Origin of the sequence: Nocardia wallacei (assembly GCF_029868745.1) — a bacterium.
Taxonomy (GTDB): domain Bacteria; phylum Actinomycetota; class Actinomycetes; order Mycobacteriales; family Mycobacteriaceae; genus Nocardia; species Nocardia wallacei_B.
In genome coordinates, this window is record NZ_JARWOP010000182.1 from 1 (window position 1) to 18,697 (window position 18,697).

Sequence of the window (18,697 nt, forward strand, 5' to 3'; positions counted from 1 at the left end):
CGCCGGATCGCCGGTCACGAATCCGGCCCGATAGCTGGCCAGATTCGACGTCTTCGACAGCGAGTGGATCGCCAGCAGGCCGGTGTGGTCACCGTCGCAGACCTCGGGGTCGAGGATCGACACCGCGCGCTCGTCCCAGGCCAGACCCAGGTAGCACTCGTCGGACGCGACCACCGCGCCGCGCTGGCGAGCGAAATCCACCACCTTGCGCAGGTGCTCCACGCCCAGCACGCGGCCGGTCGGGTTGGACGGCGAATTCAGGAAGATCAGTGCCGGCGACTCGGGACCCAGCCGAGTCAGCCCGTCGGCGCGCAGGATGCGGGTGCCCGCCAGCAGCGCGCCGACCTCGTAGGTCGGGTACGCCACCTCGGGAATCACCACCAGATCGGCGGCGCCGAGACCGAGCAGCCGCGGCAGTCCCGCGATCAACTCCTTGGTGCCGATCACGGGCAATACGGCCTCCGGCGCCACCCCGGTGATACCGAACCGCCGCTTCATCGCGTCGACCGCGGCGGCGCGCAATTGGGGGGTGCCGTGCGTGGTCGGGTAGCCGGGCACGTCCGCCACCGCGGCCAGCGCCGCCCGGATCAGCGGATCGACCGGATCGACCGGCGTGCCCACCGACAGGTCGACGATGCCGTCGGGGTGGGCCGCCGCCCGCGCCTTCGCGGAAGCGATGGTGTCCCAAGGAAAATCGGGTAGCGACGCGCTGACCCGGCCACGCTCGAACAACGCCTGCTACTCGCTCGCCATCGGCGGCAGTTCCTTGATGAACGGCGGGTCGTAGTCGACCTTGCCGACCTTCGTCGCGCCGCCGGGCGAGCCCAGGTCGTCGAAGAAGTCGACATTGGCGTTGACGTAGCCGGTCCACTGGTCCGGCGTGTCGTCCTCGTAGAAGATGGCCTCGACCGGGCACACCGGCTCACACGCACCACAGTCCACGCACTCGTCGGGATGGATGTACAGCATGCGGTTGCCCTCGTAGATGCAGTCCACGGGGCATTCCTCGATGCACGCCTTGTCCTTCACGTCAACGCACGGTTCAGCGATGATGTACGGCACTGCCGCTCTCCTAGTCTGGGTCCTTGCCTGCGGGGATACTTCCGCCCGCGCAACAGTATCCCGGCGCTCTTACATTACTACTGGTCAGCCTTGCCTAACTTCGAGGCGTACCGCGTCGCTGCGGCGCCCGGCGCACCCCTGGTAGGAGCACTGCCGCTCCGATCACGAATCCTGTTCGGCCGGATCGTTTTCCACTGTCGATACCAACATTCGCAGCAGTTCGCGCAATTCCCGCTGCTGATCCTCGGTGAGCGAGGTCAGCGGTGATCCCGTCCCGAGCCTGGCGAGCACCGCCGCCCGGCTGTCGTGGCCGGCGGGCGTCAGCTCGATCCGCTTGGCGCGCCGGTCGCTGGGGTGCGGTTTGCGCTCGACCAGTCCCAGCGCCTCCAGCCTATCGAGCACGAACGTCGCATTCGAGGGCTCGCACGTCATCCGGGCGGCCAATTCCCGGGCGGTGATCGGTTCCGACAGTTCCCGCAGGGCGATGACCTGCGATGGGGTCAGTCCGAGCTGTTCGGCGACGCGCCGGACATGGACATCGAGCCGACGGGTGAACGAGTGCACCAGCCGGCACACGTCGCGATCGATCTCCGTGTCCACGGGCGGTTTCGACGTGGTGTCCGACCGGGTCATGACACGAGTCTAGCCAGAATTGTTCGAGCTGTGATAGTTATAGTTCGAATTATTCGAGCTGTAACTATTTGGAGTGGTGATGCAACTCTCCTTGCTGTCTCTGATGCTGGTCGTCTTCGGCCTCACGACCGGCGAATTCGCGATCGCCGGAATCCTGCCGGAGGTGGCGGGGGATCTCACGGTGCCCGTGTCCTCGGCGGGCCAGCTGGTCACGGCGTATGCGCTCGGCATGATCGTCGGCGGGCCGGTGCTCACGGTGCTGACCGCGCGGGTCGCGCGGCGGCGTCTGGTGCCGGGACTGGTGGGCTTCGCGGTACTGGCGAATCTCGGTTCGGCGCTGGCGCCCACCTATCCGGTGCTACTGGTCACCCGCTTCGCGGCCGGGTTGATCGTGGCGACCTTCTTCGCGGTGGCGATCGCCACGGCGGTGCGGAACGCGCCGGAGGGCAAGGCGGCCTCGGCGATCGCGCAGGTCGCGCTCGGCATGAACCTCGGTCTCGTGCTCGGTACGCCGATCGGCACCCTGGTCGGTCAGCACCTGGGCTGGCGGGCCACCTTCGTCGTGGTCGCGGCGTGCACCGCGCTGGGGTTGCTGATGGTGCTGCGGTTCGTCACCGAATTGCCTCCGGCCGCAACGGGTTCGGTCTTCGGTGAATTGCGGGTGCTGTCCGATCGGGAACTGCTGCTCGGCATCGCCCTGACCGCGCTGGGCAGCCTCGGCGTGGTCGCGGTGTTCACCTACATCGCGCCACTGCTCACCGAGGTCGCGGGCTTCGGCGCGGCCGCCGTCCCCGTCCTGCTGCTGGTCTACGGCGCCGGCGCGGTCGTCGGCAACCAGCTCGGCGGATGGCTGGCCGACCGCGCGCTCCTGCCCGCGCTGACCGGACTGCTCACCGCCCTGGCGGCAACCCTGGTGCTGTTCTGGGCGGGCGGCGAGCACCCGGCCGCGGCCGCCGTCCTCGTATTCGTCCTGGGCACACTGGCTTTCGCCGTCATCCCCGGCATGCAAACCCGGGTCATCGCCGCCGCCACGGCCGCCCCCACCCTCGCCATCGCCCTCAACGCCTCCGGCTACCAACTGGCCGCAGCCCTCGCGGGCCACCTCGGCGGCTGGACCATAGCCAACGGCCTGGGCCTGCGCGCCCTCCCCCTACTCGCCGCAGCTCTCACCCTCGCGGGAGCGACACTCGCGCTGTACATGCTCCGGCGGGACCGCCTGCCGGTACCCGCCTGACAGTCCGGCCGCAGCGGTCACGATCCGCGCCGAGACGGCGAAAACTGCCGTCTGCGTTCGAAATGTGACCGCTGAGGCCGGGGCCGCTCACCCCACCGGAAGGGACAGCACAGGAGCGCGGTGCGGAGGCTTGCCGTAGAGAGTGGTGCGTTCGCGGGCGGGGCGGCCGATGCCGGTGGCTATGTCGGTGAGTTCGGCGACGGTCTTGGCGGAGCCGTGCTGGGAGCCGGCCATGCGGGAGATGGTCTCCTCCATCAGGGTTCCGCCGAGATCGTTGGCGCCGCTGTTGAGCATCACCCGGGTGCCCTTGGTACCGAGTTTGACCCAGCTGGTCTGGATGTTGTCGATGCGGCCGTGCAGCATGATGCGGGCCAGGGCGTGGGCGGCGCGGTTGTCGCGGATGGTCGGGCCCGGACGGGAGGCCCCGGCCAGGTACAGCGGGGCGCTCTGGTGCACGAAGGGCAGCAGCACGAATTCGGTGAAACCACCTGTCTCGTCCTGGATTCCGCGCAGCACCCGCAGGTGCCCGACCCAGTGCTTCGGGCTGTCGACGTGGCCGTACATCATGGTCGAGCTGGAGCGGATGCCGAGCTTGTGCGCGGTGGTGACGACCTCGATCCAGGCCGAGGTGGGCAGCTTGCCCTTGGTGAGCACCCAGCGCACCTCGTCGTCCAGGATCTCCGCGGCGGTGCCCGGGATCGTATCCAGCCCAGCGTCTTTCAGCGCCGAGAGCCAGTCGTGGATGCTCTGCCCGCTGCGCGAGACGCCGTTGGCGACCTCCATCGGGCTGAACGCGTGCACATGCATCGACGGCACCCGCTTCTTCACCGCCCGCACCAGATCGGCGTAGCCGGTGACCGGCAGATCCGGATCGATACCGCCCTGCATGCAGACCTCGGTCGCGCCCTCGACGTAGGCCTCCCAGGCCCGGTCCGCGACCTCCTCAGCGGACAGCGAGAACGCGTCGGCATCGCCCTTGCGCTGCGCGAACGCGCAGAAACGGCAACCGGTGTAGCAGATATTGGTGAAGTTGATGTTGCGGTTGACGATGTAGGTGACGTCGTCGCCGACGGCGTCGCGGCGCAACTGATCGGCCAGCGCGGCGATCGCGTCCAGCTCGGCGCCGTCGGCGGTGGCCAGCGCCAGGTACTGGTCGTCGGTGAGCCCGGCCGGATCGCGTTCGGCGGCCCGCAGCGCGGCCAGTACGTCGGCGTCGAAGCGCTCCGGCGCGGCCGCGGCCAGCTCCCGGACCTGCTCGCGAATGGTCTCCCAGTCGCCGAACGCGCCGACCACCTCGTCGCCGAGCCCGGAGTCGCTGCGCGCGTCGGTATTACGGCCGTCGGTGTCGATGGCGGTGTTCAGATCCACGCGCCCGGTGGACTCCCACGACTCGTCCGGCTCCTGCCAGGGCAGGCCCTGCGGGATCGCGTCCGGCTTCGCCAGCCCGGTGCTCGGGTCGGCGAGCGCGGCGACGTGCGCGCCGATGCGCGGGTCCACCCAAGGGTTTCCGGCCCGCACATAGCGCGGGTGGGCGGAGGTGCGCTCGGCGAGCCGGTACCCGGCCGCCGCAGTGATCTCGGCCAGCGTGTCCAGATTCGGCCAGGGCCGTTCGGGATTCACGTGGTCGGGCGTCACCGGGGACACCCCGCCCCAGTCATCGATACCGGCGTCGATCAGCGCCTGACATTCCTCCCGCGACACCAGGTTCGGCGGCGCCTGCACCGCCACGTCCGGCGGCAGCACCAGCCGCGAGACCGCGACCGCCGCGCGGAACTCCTCGATGTCGGCGTCGGGGACCTCGCGCATCGCGGTGTCGTCCTTGGCCCGGAAGTTCTGCACGATCACTTCCTGGATGTGCCCGAACGCCTTGTGCTGCTTGCGAATCGCCATGATGGATTCAGCGCGCTCGCGCAGCGTCTCGCCGATGCCGACGAGGATGCCGGTGGTGAACGGCACCGACAGCCGCCCGGCGTCGGTGATGGCGCGCAACCGCACCGCGGGATCCTTGTCGGGGCTGCCGTGGTGGCAGTTGCCCTTCTCGCTGAACAGGCGGGTGGCGGTGGTCTCCAGCATCAGCCCCATGGACTGGCTGACCGGCTTGAGCCGCGAGATCTCCGCCCACGACATCACACCGGGATTGAGGTGCGGCAGCAGCCCCGTCTCCTCGAGCACCATGATCGAGACGGCGCGCAGGTAGTCCAGGGTCGAGTCGTAGCCGTGCTCGTCGAGCCACTGCGCGGCCTCGGGCCAGCGGTCCTCGGGCCGGTCGCCGAGCGTGAAAAGGGCCTCCTTGCATCCCAATGCCGCACCCTGCCGGGCGATATCGAGCACCTCGTCCGGCTCGAGGTACATGCCCTTGCCCTCGGCGCGCAGCTTGCCCGGCACCGTGACGAAAGTGCAGTAGTGACAGCGATCGCGACACAATCGGGTCAGCGGGATGAAGACGTTCTTGGAGTAGGTGATGGTCTTGGTCCGGCCCGCCGATGCCACGGCGGCGTCGCGGACCCGGGCGGCGCTGCGGCTCAGCTCCACCAGGTCGTCGCCGCGAGCGTGCAGGAGCACGGTGGCCTCGTCGACGTTCAGCGTCACTCCGTCGCGGGCTCGCCGCAGCGCCCGGCGCATCGCCGAGGGGGCCGGGGGTGCCGGCGGGATGCCAGGGTTCGGTAGATCCGTCACGCCTTCGATCATGCGCCAACCATTCGAGTGTTCTCCCTCCGGTGCCTGTGCCGTGACACAACCCGCCCGGCGAGCGGGCTATTCCGCCACACGCGGATTGGTGCCGGGATGCGAGCGCGAACCCGCGATGCGGCGAAATTCCGTGCAACGATGACTGCATGGCACAGCCCTCCGAACCGCCCGCGACAGCGGCCGGTGACACGATCATGGCCGAGCCCGCCTGGCGGCCGAGTCCCCGCGCCCGCGTGCTCTGGGCGCTGGGGCCCGCGATCGGCTGGGCGATCGTGCTGATCGGCGAACTGATCTGGCTGGGCGTCGACGGTGATCATCGAGTGGCGCAGGCCGCGGTCGTGACCGGCACGCTGGTGGTCGCGGCGGTCAGCGTGGTCGTGGTGCCGCTGTGGCGATACGCCGTACATCGGTGGGAGGTGACCGGCGAAGCGGTCTACACCCGTACCGGGTGGCTCACACAGGAGAGCCGGGTCGCACCGATCACCCGGGTGCAGACCGTCGACACCCAGCGCGGACCGCTGGAACGCCTACTGGGCCTGGCCACCGTCACCGTGACCACCGCGTCGTCGGCCGGGGCGGTCCGGATCAGCGCGCTGGATCGGCCCGTGGCCGAGCAGACGGTGGCGCGGCTGACCCGCATCGCGGCGCGGCATCGGGGAGACGCCACGTGACCGAGCAGGTGGCCGAGGCGTCCTGGCAGCGGCTCGACAAACGCATGCTGCTGGTGCATCCGGTGCGGGAGGTGGGCCGCTACATTCCGGTGCTGGCCGTCTCGGTGATCGTGGGTACCCGTAACGACAATCCGGGCTGGGGGCTGCTGGCGCTGGCGGTCATCGTCGGGTTCGCGGTGGCCCGCTGGTTCACGACCACGTATCGGATCGGCCCGGACAATCTCGAACTGCGCACGGGAGTGCTGCAGCGCAAGCGACTCGCGGTGCCGCGCTCGCGGATTCGCTCGGTGGACATCGAGGCGTCGCCGCTGCACCGGGTGCTCGGGCTGGCGGTGCTCACCATCGGGACCGGGCAGCAGGCGAGCAAGGACGAGCAGTTCAAGCTCGATGCCCTGGCCGATCGCCTGGTGCCGGGGTTGCGCGCCGAGCTGCTGAAGCATCTCAGGGACGCGGAAACTGCCGGGGCACAGTCGGATTCGGGCGATGCCGGGCCTATCGCCGCCTCCTTCGGTACCGAAAACACTGGTCCCGTCAGCTATTTGCGTCGGGAGAGCGTGGAAATCGGTCACTGGCAACCCGGTTGGGTGCGTTACGCGCCGCTGTCGCTGACCGGGTTCGCCATCGTGGCGCCGGTGGTCGGCCTGGCGTTCCAGTACGGCCTCGCCGAGGCCGTGTTCCGCTCCGACGCCGTGCACCGGGTGGGCGACCGGAGCGCCTGGTTTCTCGCGGCCGTGGTGGCGGGGCTGGTGGTCGCCGTGGTGGCGATCGTCAGCCTGGCCGGGTGCGCGCGGTATCTCACCACGTATTTCGGGCTGCGCGTGCGCGACGACGGCCGCACCCTGCACCTGCGCCACGGCCTGTTCACCACCCGCCAGACCACCCTGGACCTGGCCCGTCTGCGCGGCGCCACGGTGAACGAACCGCTGCTGCTGCGCCTGGCCGGTGGCGCCGAACTCGAGGCGATCATGGTCGGCACCAGCCCGCGCCAGAAGATCCTCCCCCAAGCCCCGCGCGCCGCCATCGACCGCACGCTGGGCCACCTGCTCGCATCCCGCCCGTCCCCCACCCCCGCGGCGGGCCGATCGGAAACCGCCGATCTCGTTCCACCCGACACCTCGCCCGCCGCGGCGAATATCCCGAACCAGCCTGCGGGACAGCACCTCGACGACACCGGACCCACTCGACCCGACACCGCGCCGAATACCGCGGACCAACCTGCGGGACAGCGCCCCTACGACGCCCCCGGACCCACCCGAGCCGACGTATCGCTCTCGGGTGAAGCTTCGCTGCGGACTACGAAAGTGACTGCGGAACAGGAGCTTTCGGTCGGGACGTTGTCAGACCAAGCCGTCGAGGGCCACGCACACGAGTTCGCGGTACCCGAAAGTTCTGCCCGGGAGGGCGTTTCGGAAAAGACTCACGTCGAGAACGCCGCGGCACCGGCGACCATTCCGCTGGTGGCGCACGGGGCGCGGGCTCGGCGACGGCGTTATACCCGTGCGCTTGCGCCCGTGGTAGTGGCGGCGATCGTGCTCGCGGGCATCGCTGTTGCGGGCGAAGGGGTTCCGGTGTGGGCGTGGGTGGTGCTGGGGGTGATCGCCGTCGCGGCAACGGCTTTGGCGCATGACCGGTATCGCGGCCTGGGCCATGCCGTTCTACCCGCCGCGGACGACCGGCCCGCCTGGTTGATCACCCGGAGCGGCTCGCTGGACCGCGACCGGGACTGCCTCGAGGCGCCCGGCATCATCGGCTGGACCGTCCGCCAGACCTTCTTCCAGCGCCGCGCCGGAGTCGCCACCCTGGTCGCGGCCACCGCAGCCGGAAAGAAGCGCTACCACGTCGTGGACGTACCCGTCGCGCGGGCGTGGGAACTGATCGAGGAGGTCACCCCCGGCCGGGCCGGGCACCGCCCGCCACAGCACCCCTGAACCTCTTGTCCGTGCGGCACCGGGTCATCGGTCCGGCCCGGCTCGGCAGCGTGCCGCAAAGCGGTGCACACGGGATCCGGCTCAGCGACGCGGCCGGAGGAACGCGCGGCGGAACAGGTAGAAACCCGCCGGGATCAGCCCGCAGGCCAGCAGCAGCGGCGAGGTCCAACTGTCGGTGAGCAGGACGTCGCCGCCGGGACCGGTGGTCGACAGAAGCAGGAAACCGAGCAGCCAGGCGAGCAGCGGCAGCGCCATGGCGGCCGGACGAGTCACCACCACGCCCATGCCCATCACGAGCAGAACGTTCACCACCGCGGCGGCCACCACCGAGATCGGGAACGGGGTACCGCCGAGATAGGCGGGCAGGTACAACACCTCGAGCGCCAGCGACAGGAAACCCTCGAACACCAGCACCCCGGCCAGCACGCCACCGAGCGCCGCCCAGCCGGGCAGTTGGTCCTCCGGGACCGTGTGCGTCCGGCCGATCGACGTCGCCGTCACGGCACCGGCGGGAAGCCGAGCAGGGTCAGCAGGTGACTCTGCATGTCCACGAACCCGTAGAGCACCGACAGGTACAGATCGTGCTGCGCCTGCCAGTGGGGTTTCTGGCTCTCGACGAACGCCACAATCGCGTCCTGCAGGCTCCAGTTGTACATGCGCGCCAGTCTAGGCGGCGCGGACCCACCCCGCCCCGCCGACCATGACGGCACACCGCCCCCACAACAGTGCGAGCAGCGACCCCACCGGCCCTCAGCGCGAAGCCCTCGCCCACCGACGCCTCCGCACAAACTCTCGTGCCCCGCCCCCCGAATGTTCTCGACGCAAACTCACGCCGACACGTCAGCCCGCCGACACTCGAGCCCCACGTACCACGGCGCCCCGCACGGGTTCAGTGCGTCGGTGGCAACCGGCGAACGGGTCGTGCTCACGGCCCGGTGGCCCCGGGCACCCACGCACGAGGGTGAAGTGTTCCTCCGGGAAACACCGGCTGAGCGATGTCGTTGGAGAGCGCGAACTCACGGCCCGCCGACACTCGAGCCCCACACACCAGGGCGCCCGCTCACGGGTTCAGTGCGCTTCGGTGGCGACCGGCAACCCGGCGAACAGGTCGTGTTCGCGGCCGTCGGGACCGAGGGGGCCGGGGCGTCCCCGTACCAGGATGAAGTGTTCCTCCGGCAGCACCGGCTGGGCGATGTTGTTGGAGAGCGCGAACTCTCGGCCGGACGGCGCCACGCTCACCTGGGTGGCATGGGCGCGCAGGGCGGCCCGTTTGGCGGCCAGCACGTCGGATACATCGAGGGTGGTGGTCACGGATTCGGTTGGCACACAGGGCAGCTCGCCGACCGCGGGCAGCCGCCAGCCCTCCGGAAGCGCCCCCGGCAGCTGGTCGATCGTGCGCCGGGCCAGCGCCTCGGTGTGCAGGCCCAGCACCTCCGCGTCGGTCACGGTCCAGTAGGTCTTCGGCACCGCCCAGCCCCGGTCGGCCGCGGCGTCGACGGCGGCCATCGTGATCTGGTGTGCCCGAACATGATCCGGGTGACCGTAGCCCCCGCGCGGGTCGTAACCCACCACCACCCGCGGCCGCAGTTCCAGCAACACCCCCACCAATTCCCGCACCGCGTCCTCACCCGAATTCACGAACGCCCGCGGGTGCAGCGACTCGAGCAACTTCGGATCGGAGGTCTCGCCCGCCATCCCGGAATCGCGCCAGCGCCCCGCCCCGCCGAGAAACCGCGGCGACCCGGCATCCAAAGCCGCCAGCGCCCTGGACAATTCACCGATCCGGTACCCGCCGAGCTGATCGGCCCGAGCGCTCACCAGCTGCGCCCACTCGGCACCGATGACCTCGCCTTCTTCGCCGAGGGTGCAGGTCACCACCGTCACCGGCACCCCGCGCCGCCGATAGTGCGCGATGGTGCCACCGGTGGCGATCGACTCGTCGTCGGGATGCGCGTGCACCAGCAGCAGCCCGCCCTCGGCAGCGGTCACGACAGTCGCCGCCAGGTCGCGGCGCCGCCGAAGATACCGGCCTCGATCGCGCCGCTCAGGGAGACTCCGTCCATCCGGGAGCTGGCCGCGGCCACGCCGTTGTCCTGCATGATCGGCAGCACGATGCCCAGCTCCCACAGCTTGGGCTCCGCCTCGCCGACGACCTTCGGCACGTCCGTGCCGCGCAGCGCGGTATCGATCGCCGGTTGCAGCGCCGGATCGCACACTCCGGAGATATTGCTCGGCGCCTGGCGGATCTCGTCCAACTGCGACGACGACGGGCCGTCCGGTGTCGCCTCGGGCGCGGGCGGGCAGCCGTACCGAGAGGACAGCACGGTCGCCGGATCGTTCCCGGCGCGGTCCCAGCCGACGATCGCGTCGACATTGCCCGCCAGCAGTTCCTTGCCGTACAGCTCCTCGGCGGGCAGGCTGCGCACGCTCGCGTCGATACCCGCGCTGCGCAGCATGTCCGCCGCGGTGTTGGCGACCGCCAGCGCGGTGGTGTCCTTGTCCACCGCGCCGATCCGGACGACCAACGTCTTCCCGTTCTTGGCGACCTGACGCGGCTGCGGCGCCGGGGAGGTCGGCGAGGAATTGCTCACCGGCTGCTCCGGCGCGCGGGCGTACCCGGCCTCGGCCAGCAGGCCGAACGCCTCGTCCGCCGGCGGCCGCGGCGGCGCGGTCGGCGCGTAGCCCGGATCCGACGGCGAAAGCACTTGCGCGCGAGCCGGTTCCATCCAGGAGCCGGTCTGTGCGGCGACCGTCGCCAGCAGCGTCGGATCCAGCAGTCCGAGCACGGCGTGCCGCACCCGCGGATCGGTGAGATCGCCCGTGCGGCCGTTCAACGCCAGCTGGAGTTCGCGCGCCTGCGGCATGATCGACGTGCGCACCGCCGGAATCGCTTGCAGCTGAGCCTGTGTCGCGGTGCCGCCGCGCACCAGCGCCATCTGGGCGTCACCCGAGCGCAGCGACTCGGCCAGTTGCGCCGTGGTGCCGCCGCGCCGCAGCAGGATCTGATCCGGCACCGCCGGTGTGCTCCAGTACCGGTCGTTGCGTTCGAGCAGGATCTCCTCTCGCCCCGAATCGGCCTGCTTCACGCGGAACTGCCCGCCGGAGATCGGATTCTGATCGATGAGGCCGCGCTCGACCGCCAGCGCGCGCTGGAAGCCGCCCGGCGAGTCCTTCAGCAGATGCGCCGGCAGCAGATCGGTGAACAGCTGCCGCCAGGCCGGATACGTCTCCCGGAAGGTGACCGTGACCGACTTGCCGCCCTCACTGGAACTCACATCCGAGATGAGCCGATAGCCGGCGGGATCGACCACCCCGGGCTGAGTGATCATCTGCTGCCACAGGTACCGGAAATCCTCGGCGGCGATCGGCGCACCGTCGGACCACGACGCCTGGTTCTGGATCTTGTAGGTGATGGTGAACGGTTCCTGCGCGGTCACGTCCGCCGACACCATCAGCGCCCCGTCGGGCGCCCAGTCGGTCGCGCCCGGCACCGCCTGCGACGGCACCGGCCGGAACGGGCTCGGGAACACCATCGAGCTGACCGCGTTGGTCGCCGGCGACTGATTCGACCGCAGATGCGGATTGAACCCGATCCCGATGTCGTCCACCGCCACCACCACCGTGCTCTTGGTGGGCTTGGCGGGCTGGGTCTTCGGACTGTCGGTGCTCTCGATCGGCGGCGGCGGATTCGCGGTACAGCCGACCAGCACCGTCACCGACATGGCCAGCACCGTCAGTCCGGAAACGAGCCGGGCCGCGACCCACATCCACGTCCACCTTCCTGTCGAGAAGTCCTCGTGCGCACCGCCCGGGCGGCGTATTCACGCCTGCCGCATTATGCGTTCTGGGCGGCGCGGTCGCGGGCCTTGCGACGGGAGAGTTCGCGGGCGCGCTCGGTGGCGTTCAGGATCACCTTGCGCACGCGGACCACGTCGGGACCGACCTCGACGCACTCGTCACCGGCGCAGAACTCCAGCGCGCCTTCGAGATCCAGCACCATCGGGCGGGCCAGGGTCTCCAGCACGTCGCCGGTGGAGCTGCGCATATTGGTCAGCTTCTTCTCCCGCGTGACGTTGATGTCGAGATCCTCGGCGCGCGGGTTGATCCCGACCACCATGCCCTCGTAGGTGTCGGCGCCCGGCTCGACGAAGAAGGTGCCGCGATCGGCCAGCTGCAGCATGGCGTAGGGGGTGACGCTGCCCGTCCGGTCCGACACCAGCGAACCGGTGTGCCGGGCCCGGATCTCCCCGGCCCACGGCGCGTACCCGTGCGATACGGCGTTGGCGATGCCGGTGCCGCGGGTCTCGGTGAGGAAGTCGGTGCGGAACCCGATGAGCCCGCGCGAGGGCACGATGAATTCCATTCGGACCCAACCGGATCCGTGGTTGGTCATCTGCACCATCTTGCCCTTGCGCGAGGCCAGCAGCTGCGTCACCGCGCCCAGGTGCTCCTCGGGCACGTCGACGGTCAGCTCCTCGTACGGCTCGTGCACCTTGCCGTCGACCGTACGGGTGACCACCTGAGGCTTGCCGATGGTGAGTTCGAAACCCTCGCGGCGCATGGTCTCCACCAGAATCGCCAGCGCCAGCTCGCCGCGACCCTGCACCTCCCAGGTGTCGGGACGTTCGGTGGGCAGCACCCGCAGCGACACGTTGCCGACCAGTTCCTGATCCAGCCGGGCCTTCACCAGGCGCGCGGTGAGCTTCGTGCCGCCGTTGCGCCCGGCCAGCGGAGAGGTGTTGATACCGACGGTCACCGAGATGGCGGGCTGGTCGACGGTGATCCGCTGCAGCGCGAGATCCTCACCCGCCGCGACCTTCTCCTGATCCGCCAGGGTGTCGCCGATCATGATGTCCGGGATCCCGGCCACCGCGACGATGTCACCGGCCACCGCCTCCTCGGCCGGATTGCGTTCCACGCCGACGGTCTTGAGCAGTTCGGTGATCTTGACGTTCTTGACGCCGTCGGCGGCGATCCACGCCACGTTCTGACCCTTGCGCAGGGTGCCGTTGTGGATGCGCAGCAGCGCCAGACGGCCCAGGAACGGCGAGGCGTCCAGGTTGGTGACGTGGGCCTGCAGCGACGCGGCGGCATCGCCCTTGGGCGCGGGCACGCACTTCAACAGCACGTCGAACAGCTCGTCGAGGTTCTCGGCGGCGGGCGCGTTGCCGTTCTCGGGACGCTCCGTGGAGGCCTTGCCCTCGCGGCCGGAGGCGTACAGCACCGGCAGATCCAGGGCCAGCTCGGCCGCCTCGGAGGCCTCGTCGTCGAGATCGGAGGCCAGGTCGAGCAGCAGGTCGTGGGACTCCTCGACGACCTCCTCGATCCGCGCGTCGGGCCGGTCGGTCTTGTTGACCACGAGGATCACCGGCAGCGAGGCCGCGAGCGCCTTGCGCAGCACGAACCGGGTCTGCGGCAGCGGCCCCTCGGAGGCGTCGACCAGCAGCACCACGCCGTCGACCATGGACAGTCCGCGCTCGACCTCGCCGCCGAAATCGGCGTGGCCGGGGGTGTCGATGACATTGATCACGGTGAGGCTGCCATCGGGGTTGTGCCGGTGCACAGCGGTGTTCTTGGCGAGAATGGTGATGCCCTTCTCGCGTTCGAGATCGCCCGAATCCATCACCCGGTCGACCGGTTCGGCACGCTCGGCGAACGCGCCGGACTGCCGCAGCATCGCGTCGACCAGCGTCGTCTTGCCGTGGTCGACGTGAGCAACGATCGCCACGTTGCGGAACTCGACAGACGACACGTGAAATCCTCCTGCTGATGAGATGGTTGCCGGCCAACCCTCGCCATAGAGGGTCCGTACAAGACAGGTGGACGAGTGACTCACCGGGCATGCGGCCAGCTACACAGTACCGAAACGGCCGAGACCCCCGGTCGGGCCGGGAGGCTCGAGCACTGTGAGTTAGGTTAAGCTAACCTCCATGGGCAAGGTCAAGGCAAAAAAGGTCTCGCGCCTGAAGCCTAAGAAGAAGTGCTGTCGGAAGAAGACGCGCTGCGTGAAATGCCCTGTCGTGATCATGCGGATGAAGAAGGCCGAATCCGCCGGGGTGTGCGGCAAAGACCTGAAGAAGTACCTCAAGCAGGCGCGTGCCGCGTAGCTCGCGGGGTAGAACCGGGGTATGAGCACCCCACTACTGTCCGAGGACGAGATCCGGACCGCGCTGAAGGAACTGCCCGACTGGACCCACACCGGAAACAGCATCGCCCGCACCGTCGAGGCCCCGTCCTTCCTCGCCGGAATCGAGTTGGTGCGCCGGGTGGCAGGCGAGGCCGAAGCCGCCGGCCATCACCCCGACATCGATATCCGGTGGCGCCGCGTCACCTTCACGCTGTCGACGCACTCCGAGGGCGGGCTCACCCGCCTGGATGTGGCACTGGCACGCGAGATCGATCGACTGGCGCAGGAGAGTTGAGCGCCCGCCGCCGCCCGGCCCGGATCAGCCAGAGGTAGAACACGACCACGCCGATCACGTCGACCGCACCGAGCCAGGACAGGATGCCGGGCCGGGAGATGGTCCAGATGGTCGGCTGGGCGAACGACAGCACCCAGGGCAGCCCGATCAGCGTGGTCACCAGCCAGTACCCCGCGATGATCCGCGCGCCCGCCACCTCGCGCAGCGGCCCGTAGAGCAGCCACAGCACCACCGGCAGCAGCCATACCCAGTGATGTGACCAGGAAATCGGCGACACCAGCAGCCCGAACAGCTGCACCACCAGCAGCGCGCCCAGCCGGTCGCCGGATTCCAGTGCGCGCCAGGCGAAGAAGGCCAGCACCGCCAGCACGACCACACCACCGAGCCACCACGGCCCGAACGGCACCCGGTGCCCGCCGATATGCCAGGGCGCACCCGCGTCGTAGCCGAGGAGCCGGGTCAGCGCGCCCCGCAGCGACTGGTTCCACACCGAGCCGACCGGGCCGATCCGGTTCGCGTCGCCGATGAGCGGGCCGAAATACGTCCGGGTCTCCCCCGGTGAGATCGCGAAACTCACACCGATCGTCGCCGCGAACACCACGGCCGCCCACACCGCGCTCGCCCACCGCCGCTGGGTGAGGAAATACAGCCCGGTGACCGCGGGCGTCAGCTTCACCCCGGCCGCGATTCCCACCAGCAGGCCGGACAACCACCAGGCCGTGTAATAGGCCGCGGCCATCCCGGCCAGCACCAAGAACACATTGACCTGCCCGTAGTCCATGGTGGTCCGGGTCGGTTCCAGCCACAGCCCGACCGCGGTCCAGCCGATCGCGGCCGTGCGCCAGCGGCTTTCCCGCGCGGCCGCGCCGAGCAGCATCGCGAAACTGATCCGCACCACCGCGTACAGCGCCGCCGCGATCAGCAGCAGCCAGGCCACCGCGACCAGCGTGAACGGCAGGAAATGCAGCGGATAGAACACCACGGCCGCGAAGGGCGGATAGGTGAACGGCAGCGGGAAGTCCGGAGTCTTCTCCGCGTAGGTGTAGTCGAAGAGGTGGCCGCTGCCCAGGCTAGCCGCGCCGTCGACGTACACGTGCAGGTCGACGAGGTTCATTCCGTTGGGCGCCAACAGCATCCACAACATCCGGGCCAGCACCGACAGGATCAGCACGGTGAGAGCGATCCGGCGGGGGTGTCGGTTCACGGCACGCAGACTTTCCGTTTCGGTTGGCAGGCCGGGACAAGGGTACCGGCGTGGCACGTCGCTCCCGCAGCCACGCGGAGTTATCGTCCGTGAACGGCGGCAACCCGACGACCGCTGCCTGTGACATCGCACCACGGCTGTACAACACGGCGGCTCTATCCCTAAAGTGACGCAAGCGATGCGGCCGCATCGCCGGATGAAGTACCCGAGGTAAGGACGGCTACACCAGTGCTTCGCAACAGAGGATCGCGGTTCGCAATGTCCGCACTGGCCCTCGCGGCCGGTGCCACTGTCGCCGCGTCGACCGCTGTCGCTGCTCCGGCGCCGAAGCAGGAGGCACCGGCCGCCGTTCCGCTGATCCCCGAGGGTGTGCCGATCGACGCGATCGCCAACCTGGCCCCCGCCATCGTCGGCGCGGCCGCGACCGCCGGCAATATCGCGGCGCCCGCCCAGCAGGGCATTCTCGACCAGGCCCAGCAGATCCTGAACTCGGCCAACCTGCCGCCGCAGGTGAAGCAGGCACTGCAGGCCATCATCAAGTTCCTCGACGGCAGCGGCGGTGGCGGCCCCGACATTCCGGAGAACGGCCCGGCCATCGCCCAGTTCCTCTACCCGACCATCGGCAAGGGCTGCATCGGCCCCGGCGCCGATTCGGTCGGCACCGCGCTGGCCGTCCCCGGCCCCGCCGAGCTACCCCCGCCCGGACCGGCCGCCGGCCAGACCGGTTTCGTGTTCACCGCGCTGGGCACCAAAGGCCTGACGCCGCAGCAGAATCCGCCGATGACGGTGCAGTGGCTCAACCTGGACACCCGGCGCACCGCCACCCAGCCGCTGACCGACGAGGCGCACATCAACCCCGACGGCCCGGCCACCCTGTCCGCCATCGCCGACACCGGCCCCGGTCGTGTGATCGCCGTGGTCGCGGGCTCCCTGACGACGCAGCCGGCCGCCGACGAGGCGCCGATCACCTGCTCGTTCCTGCCGACGCTGGGCTTCTTCGTAGTCCCGCAGACCGCTCCGGCCGTGCAGGCCCAGGCTCCCGCGCCGCAGGCGCAGAGCCAGCAGTCGCAGCGGTAGTTCCAGGCCCGGAGACGTCGCCAATGCGACACTCCGGGCTTTTCGCACGCAATAGCCGGACGACCTGTCATGGGCTGTGGTAGACCGCTAGTCATGGCGACTGTCGATCAGCTCGAACGATCCACAGGTTCCACTCGATCGGTGCCCCGCGGGCGGCGATCCGGCAAGTCGGTGATGTCCCGGCGCTCGTTCAGATCGGTGCTGTCCACCCGCTCGAACCGGTCCATCCTGTCGATCCGTTCCGAGGGCTCGATCCTGTCCATCGGCTCGGCCTATTCGATCCTGTCGGTCGGCAGCGTGGGCTCGGTGCTGTCGGTCGGGTCGATCGGTTCCTTCTTCAGCCTGGGCTCGGCGTTCTCCGGCCTGTCCCGCTGGTCGCTGTTCTCCTGGATGGGCGTGCGCGAGGCCCCCGAGGCCCGCCCCACGCTCACGGTCGTCGCCGACGAACCGGACCTGTGCGAGGACCCCACCTGCCACTGCCAGACGTAATCAGAACCACTGGCCGTACTCCGGGGTGAGGATGGCGTTCACGTCGACACCCACACCCCCGACCGACCGCTCATCGATCTCGAACTGATGCAGATTGGCGGCCGGGTGCACGAACCCGTCCGGCGTGCCCCAATCATGTTGCCAGAACCACGAACCCAGCCCCGCCGCCCGAGCCAGCTCGATGGTGGGCGCGTTGGCGTAGACCCCCACGTTCTCGTTACCGAGCACCGATTGCCAGCCCGCCAGATAGGGCGCGATCATGGTGGCGAAATCGGCCGCGGACGGATTGTCGTCTATCGAGGCATAGATGGGCACCCCCTCGGGGCCGCCCGCCGCACTGTGCAGAGCCAGACCACGTTCGGCATGCTGCTTGCCAGCCTCCAGCCCCCCACGCCAATCCGCCGTAGACCCCTTGCCGTACTGGTAGCAGGACACCACCGAGAGCCCGGCCGCCCGCAACGCCTCGACCTCCCCCGCCAACAACGGCTTCCCCGCCATCCACTCCGCCCCCGGCCGCCGATCGGAAACGTATCGAATCACCCCCACATGCCCCGCCGCGCGAATGGCATCAGCAGCAGGCACCGCACCCGCGTAATCAAGCAACGTCCCCAACCGAGCACCTGTGGCGGCAGCGCCCGGAGCCAGGGCAGACAGCCCAGCAACAGCCGCAGCGCCCGCGGCCACACCGAAAAGAGCCCGCCGAGACATAAGAACAGAACGCATCGAATTACCCCTTCGCGCCGTGGTGGTACATCTCGCCAGGCGCGGAACGCCCAGCACTGGCCGATAGACCCGATCAGCGGAGCAACCAGCATGCCCGGCGCACCTTCCCCATAAAGCGCGCGCCCGGCAGCCTCGAACGTCGCCCCATTTCACCACAAGCACAGGGGAACCGCCAGACCCATCAAACCCATCAACCCCACAAGCAACAAGGCCTCAGCCCCACCCCCACCCCCACGGCCCCTCATCCAACTCCTAAACCCCCACACAACTCCCCCCTCCCTCAAGCAACTCCCCAACCCCTCACACCCCTTAGACAACCTCCAACCACCACGCAACTCCCCAACCCCCTTCATGCTCCCAAACCCTCACCCAACTCCCCAACTCTCGCGCAACTCCTCAACCCGCACACCACTCCCCCGCCCTCAAGCACTCTTCAACCCACACGCAACTCTTCCCACCCTCACGCAACCCCCTCCGCCAAAAACCTCCCCATAGCACGCCAACCCCAAAGGTTTTCGGCGCGGCTCGGTTTTCGGGTGCCGCTGCGTCGCGACGAAGGAGCAAGC

18 protein-coding genes are annotated in these 18,697 nt (G+C 69.4%); 7 read left to right on the forward strand and 11 right to left on the reverse strand.

Annotated features, from left to right (window positions below):
• From dapC to QH470_RS15190, 3 genes are all read right to left on the reverse strand, one after another.
• On the reverse strand, nucleotides 1-732 hold a 732-nt coding region (dapC, locus tag QH470_RS15180), incomplete at its 3' end, for a succinyldiaminopimelate transaminase (RefSeq protein ID WP_280273000.1).
• A 6-nt stretch (nucleotides 733-738) separates the two neighbouring features.
• On the reverse strand, nucleotides 739-1,062 hold the full coding sequence (gene fdxA, locus QH470_RS15185) for a ferredoxin (RefSeq protein WP_187686984.1): 324 nt from the start codon (nucleotides 1,060-1,062) through the stop codon (nucleotides 739-741).
• Between the two features lie 162 nt (nucleotides 1,063-1,224).
• Entirely contained in the window at nucleotides 1,225-1,695 is a 471-nt protein-coding gene (locus QH470_RS15190) for a MarR family winged helix-turn-helix transcriptional regulator (RefSeq protein ID WP_280273001.1), read from the reverse strand.
• 79 nt (nucleotides 1,696-1,774) lie between these two features.
• Here QH470_RS15190 and QH470_RS15195 point away from each other — a divergent pair, with 79 nt between their 5' ends.
• Nucleotides 1,775-2,929 (forward strand): MFS transporter, encoded by a 1,155-nt coding sequence (locus tag QH470_RS15195; RefSeq protein ID WP_280273002.1) that lies wholly within the window; start codon nucleotides 1,775-1,777, stop codon nucleotides 2,927-2,929.
• Between the two features lie 87 nt (nucleotides 2,930-3,016).
• On the opposite strand, the gene QH470_RS15200 is transcribed toward QH470_RS15195, so the two are convergent.
• Complete coding sequence (locus QH470_RS15200; RefSeq protein WP_280273003.1) at nucleotides 3,017-5,617, reverse strand: bifunctional FO biosynthesis protein CofGH; 2,601 nt, start codon at nucleotides 5,615-5,617, stop codon at nucleotides 3,017-3,019.
• 146 nt (nucleotides 5,618-5,763) lie between these two features.
• Between QH470_RS15200 and QH470_RS15205 the strand changes: the two genes are divergently transcribed.
• Together QH470_RS15205 and QH470_RS15210 are read left to right on the forward strand one after the other, a co-directional pair.
• The gene (locus QH470_RS15205) at nucleotides 5,764-6,288 is read left to right on the forward strand and encodes a PH domain-containing protein (RefSeq protein ID WP_280273004.1); all 525 of its coding nucleotides are present in this window, start codon (nucleotides 5,764-5,766) and stop codon (nucleotides 6,286-6,288) included.
• Between the two features lie 44 nt (nucleotides 6,289-6,332).
• On the forward strand, nucleotides 6,333-8,216 hold the full coding sequence (locus QH470_RS15210; RefSeq protein WP_280273014.1) for a PH domain-containing protein: 1,884 nt from the start codon (nucleotides 6,333-6,335) through the stop codon (nucleotides 8,214-8,216).
• An 81-nt stretch (nucleotides 8,217-8,297) separates the two neighbouring features.
• On the opposite strand, the gene QH470_RS15215 is transcribed toward QH470_RS15210, so the two are convergent.
• The 5 genes from QH470_RS15215 to typA form a co-directional block, all read right to left on the reverse strand.
• On the reverse strand, nucleotides 8,298-8,717 hold the full coding sequence (locus tag QH470_RS15215) for a hypothetical protein (protein ID WP_280273005.1): 420 nt from the start codon (nucleotides 8,715-8,717) through the stop codon (nucleotides 8,298-8,300).
• Nucleotides 8,714-8,872: a hypothetical protein gene (locus tag QH470_RS15220; RefSeq protein ID WP_187686978.1), complete on the reverse strand. Its 159-nt coding sequence runs from the start codon at nucleotides 8,870-8,872 to the stop codon at nucleotides 8,714-8,716. The genes QH470_RS15215 and QH470_RS15220 overlap by 4 nt, the downstream gene beginning before the upstream one ends.
• Before the next feature lie 412 nt (nucleotides 8,873-9,284).
• Complete coding sequence (gene mshB, locus QH470_RS15225) at nucleotides 9,285-10,205, reverse strand: N-acetyl-1-D-myo-inositol-2-amino-2-deoxy-alpha-D-glucopyranoside deacetylase (RefSeq protein ID WP_280273006.1); 921 nt, start codon at nucleotides 10,203-10,205, stop codon at nucleotides 9,285-9,287.
• Nucleotides 10,202-11,983, reverse strand: a complete 1,782-nt coding sequence (locus QH470_RS15230; RefSeq protein ID WP_280273007.1) for an ABC transporter family substrate-binding protein — start codon at nucleotides 11,981-11,983, stop codon at nucleotides 10,202-10,204. The genes mshB and QH470_RS15230 overlap by 4 nt, the downstream gene beginning before the upstream one ends.
• 68 nt (nucleotides 11,984-12,051) lie before the next feature.
• Complete coding sequence (gene typA, locus QH470_RS15235; protein WP_280273008.1) at nucleotides 12,052-13,968, reverse strand: translational GTPase TypA; 1,917 nt, start codon at nucleotides 13,966-13,968, stop codon at nucleotides 12,052-12,054.
• A 178-nt stretch (nucleotides 13,969-14,146) separates the two neighbouring features.
• Here typA and QH470_RS15240 point away from each other — a divergent pair, with 178 nt between their 5' ends.
• Both QH470_RS15240 and QH470_RS15245 read left to right on the forward strand, forming a co-directional pair.
• Nucleotides 14,147-14,323 carry a hypothetical protein gene (locus QH470_RS15240; RefSeq protein ID WP_280273009.1) on the forward strand — a complete coding sequence of 59 codons (177 nt, stop codon included), beginning with the start codon at nucleotides 14,147-14,149 and terminating at the stop codon, nucleotides 14,321-14,323.
• Between the two features lie 21 nt (nucleotides 14,324-14,344).
• Complete coding sequence (locus tag QH470_RS15245) at nucleotides 14,345-14,638, forward strand: 4a-hydroxytetrahydrobiopterin dehydratase (protein WP_280273010.1); 294 nt, start codon at nucleotides 14,345-14,347, stop codon at nucleotides 14,636-14,638.
• On the opposite strand, the gene QH470_RS15250 is transcribed toward QH470_RS15245, so the two are convergent.
• Nucleotides 14,580-15,872 (reverse strand): mannosyltransferase, encoded by a 1,293-nt coding sequence (locus QH470_RS15250; RefSeq protein ID WP_425302674.1) that lies wholly within the window; start codon nucleotides 15,870-15,872, stop codon nucleotides 14,580-14,582. The two genes, QH470_RS15245 and QH470_RS15250, sit on opposite strands and share 59 nt — an antisense overlap.
• Nucleotides 15,873-16,100: 228 nt before the next feature.
• Here QH470_RS15250 and QH470_RS15255 point away from each other — a divergent pair, with 228 nt between their 5' ends.
• Complete coding sequence (locus QH470_RS15255; RefSeq protein WP_280273012.1) at nucleotides 16,101-16,919, forward strand: Rv1157c family protein; 819 nt, start codon at nucleotides 16,101-16,103, stop codon at nucleotides 16,917-16,919.
• Nucleotides 16,920-17,093: 174 nt separating this feature from the next.
• Nucleotides 17,094-17,408, forward strand: coding sequence for a hypothetical protein (locus QH470_RS15260; RefSeq protein ID WP_280273015.1), 315 nt, complete (start codon nucleotides 17,094-17,096; stop codon nucleotides 17,406-17,408).
• On the opposite strand, the gene QH470_RS15265 is transcribed toward QH470_RS15260, so the two are convergent.
• Entirely contained in the window at nucleotides 17,409-18,131 is a 723-nt protein-coding gene (locus QH470_RS15265; RefSeq protein WP_280273013.1) for a DUF1906 domain-containing protein, read from the reverse strand.
• Nucleotides 18,132-18,697: the final 566 nt, after the last annotated feature.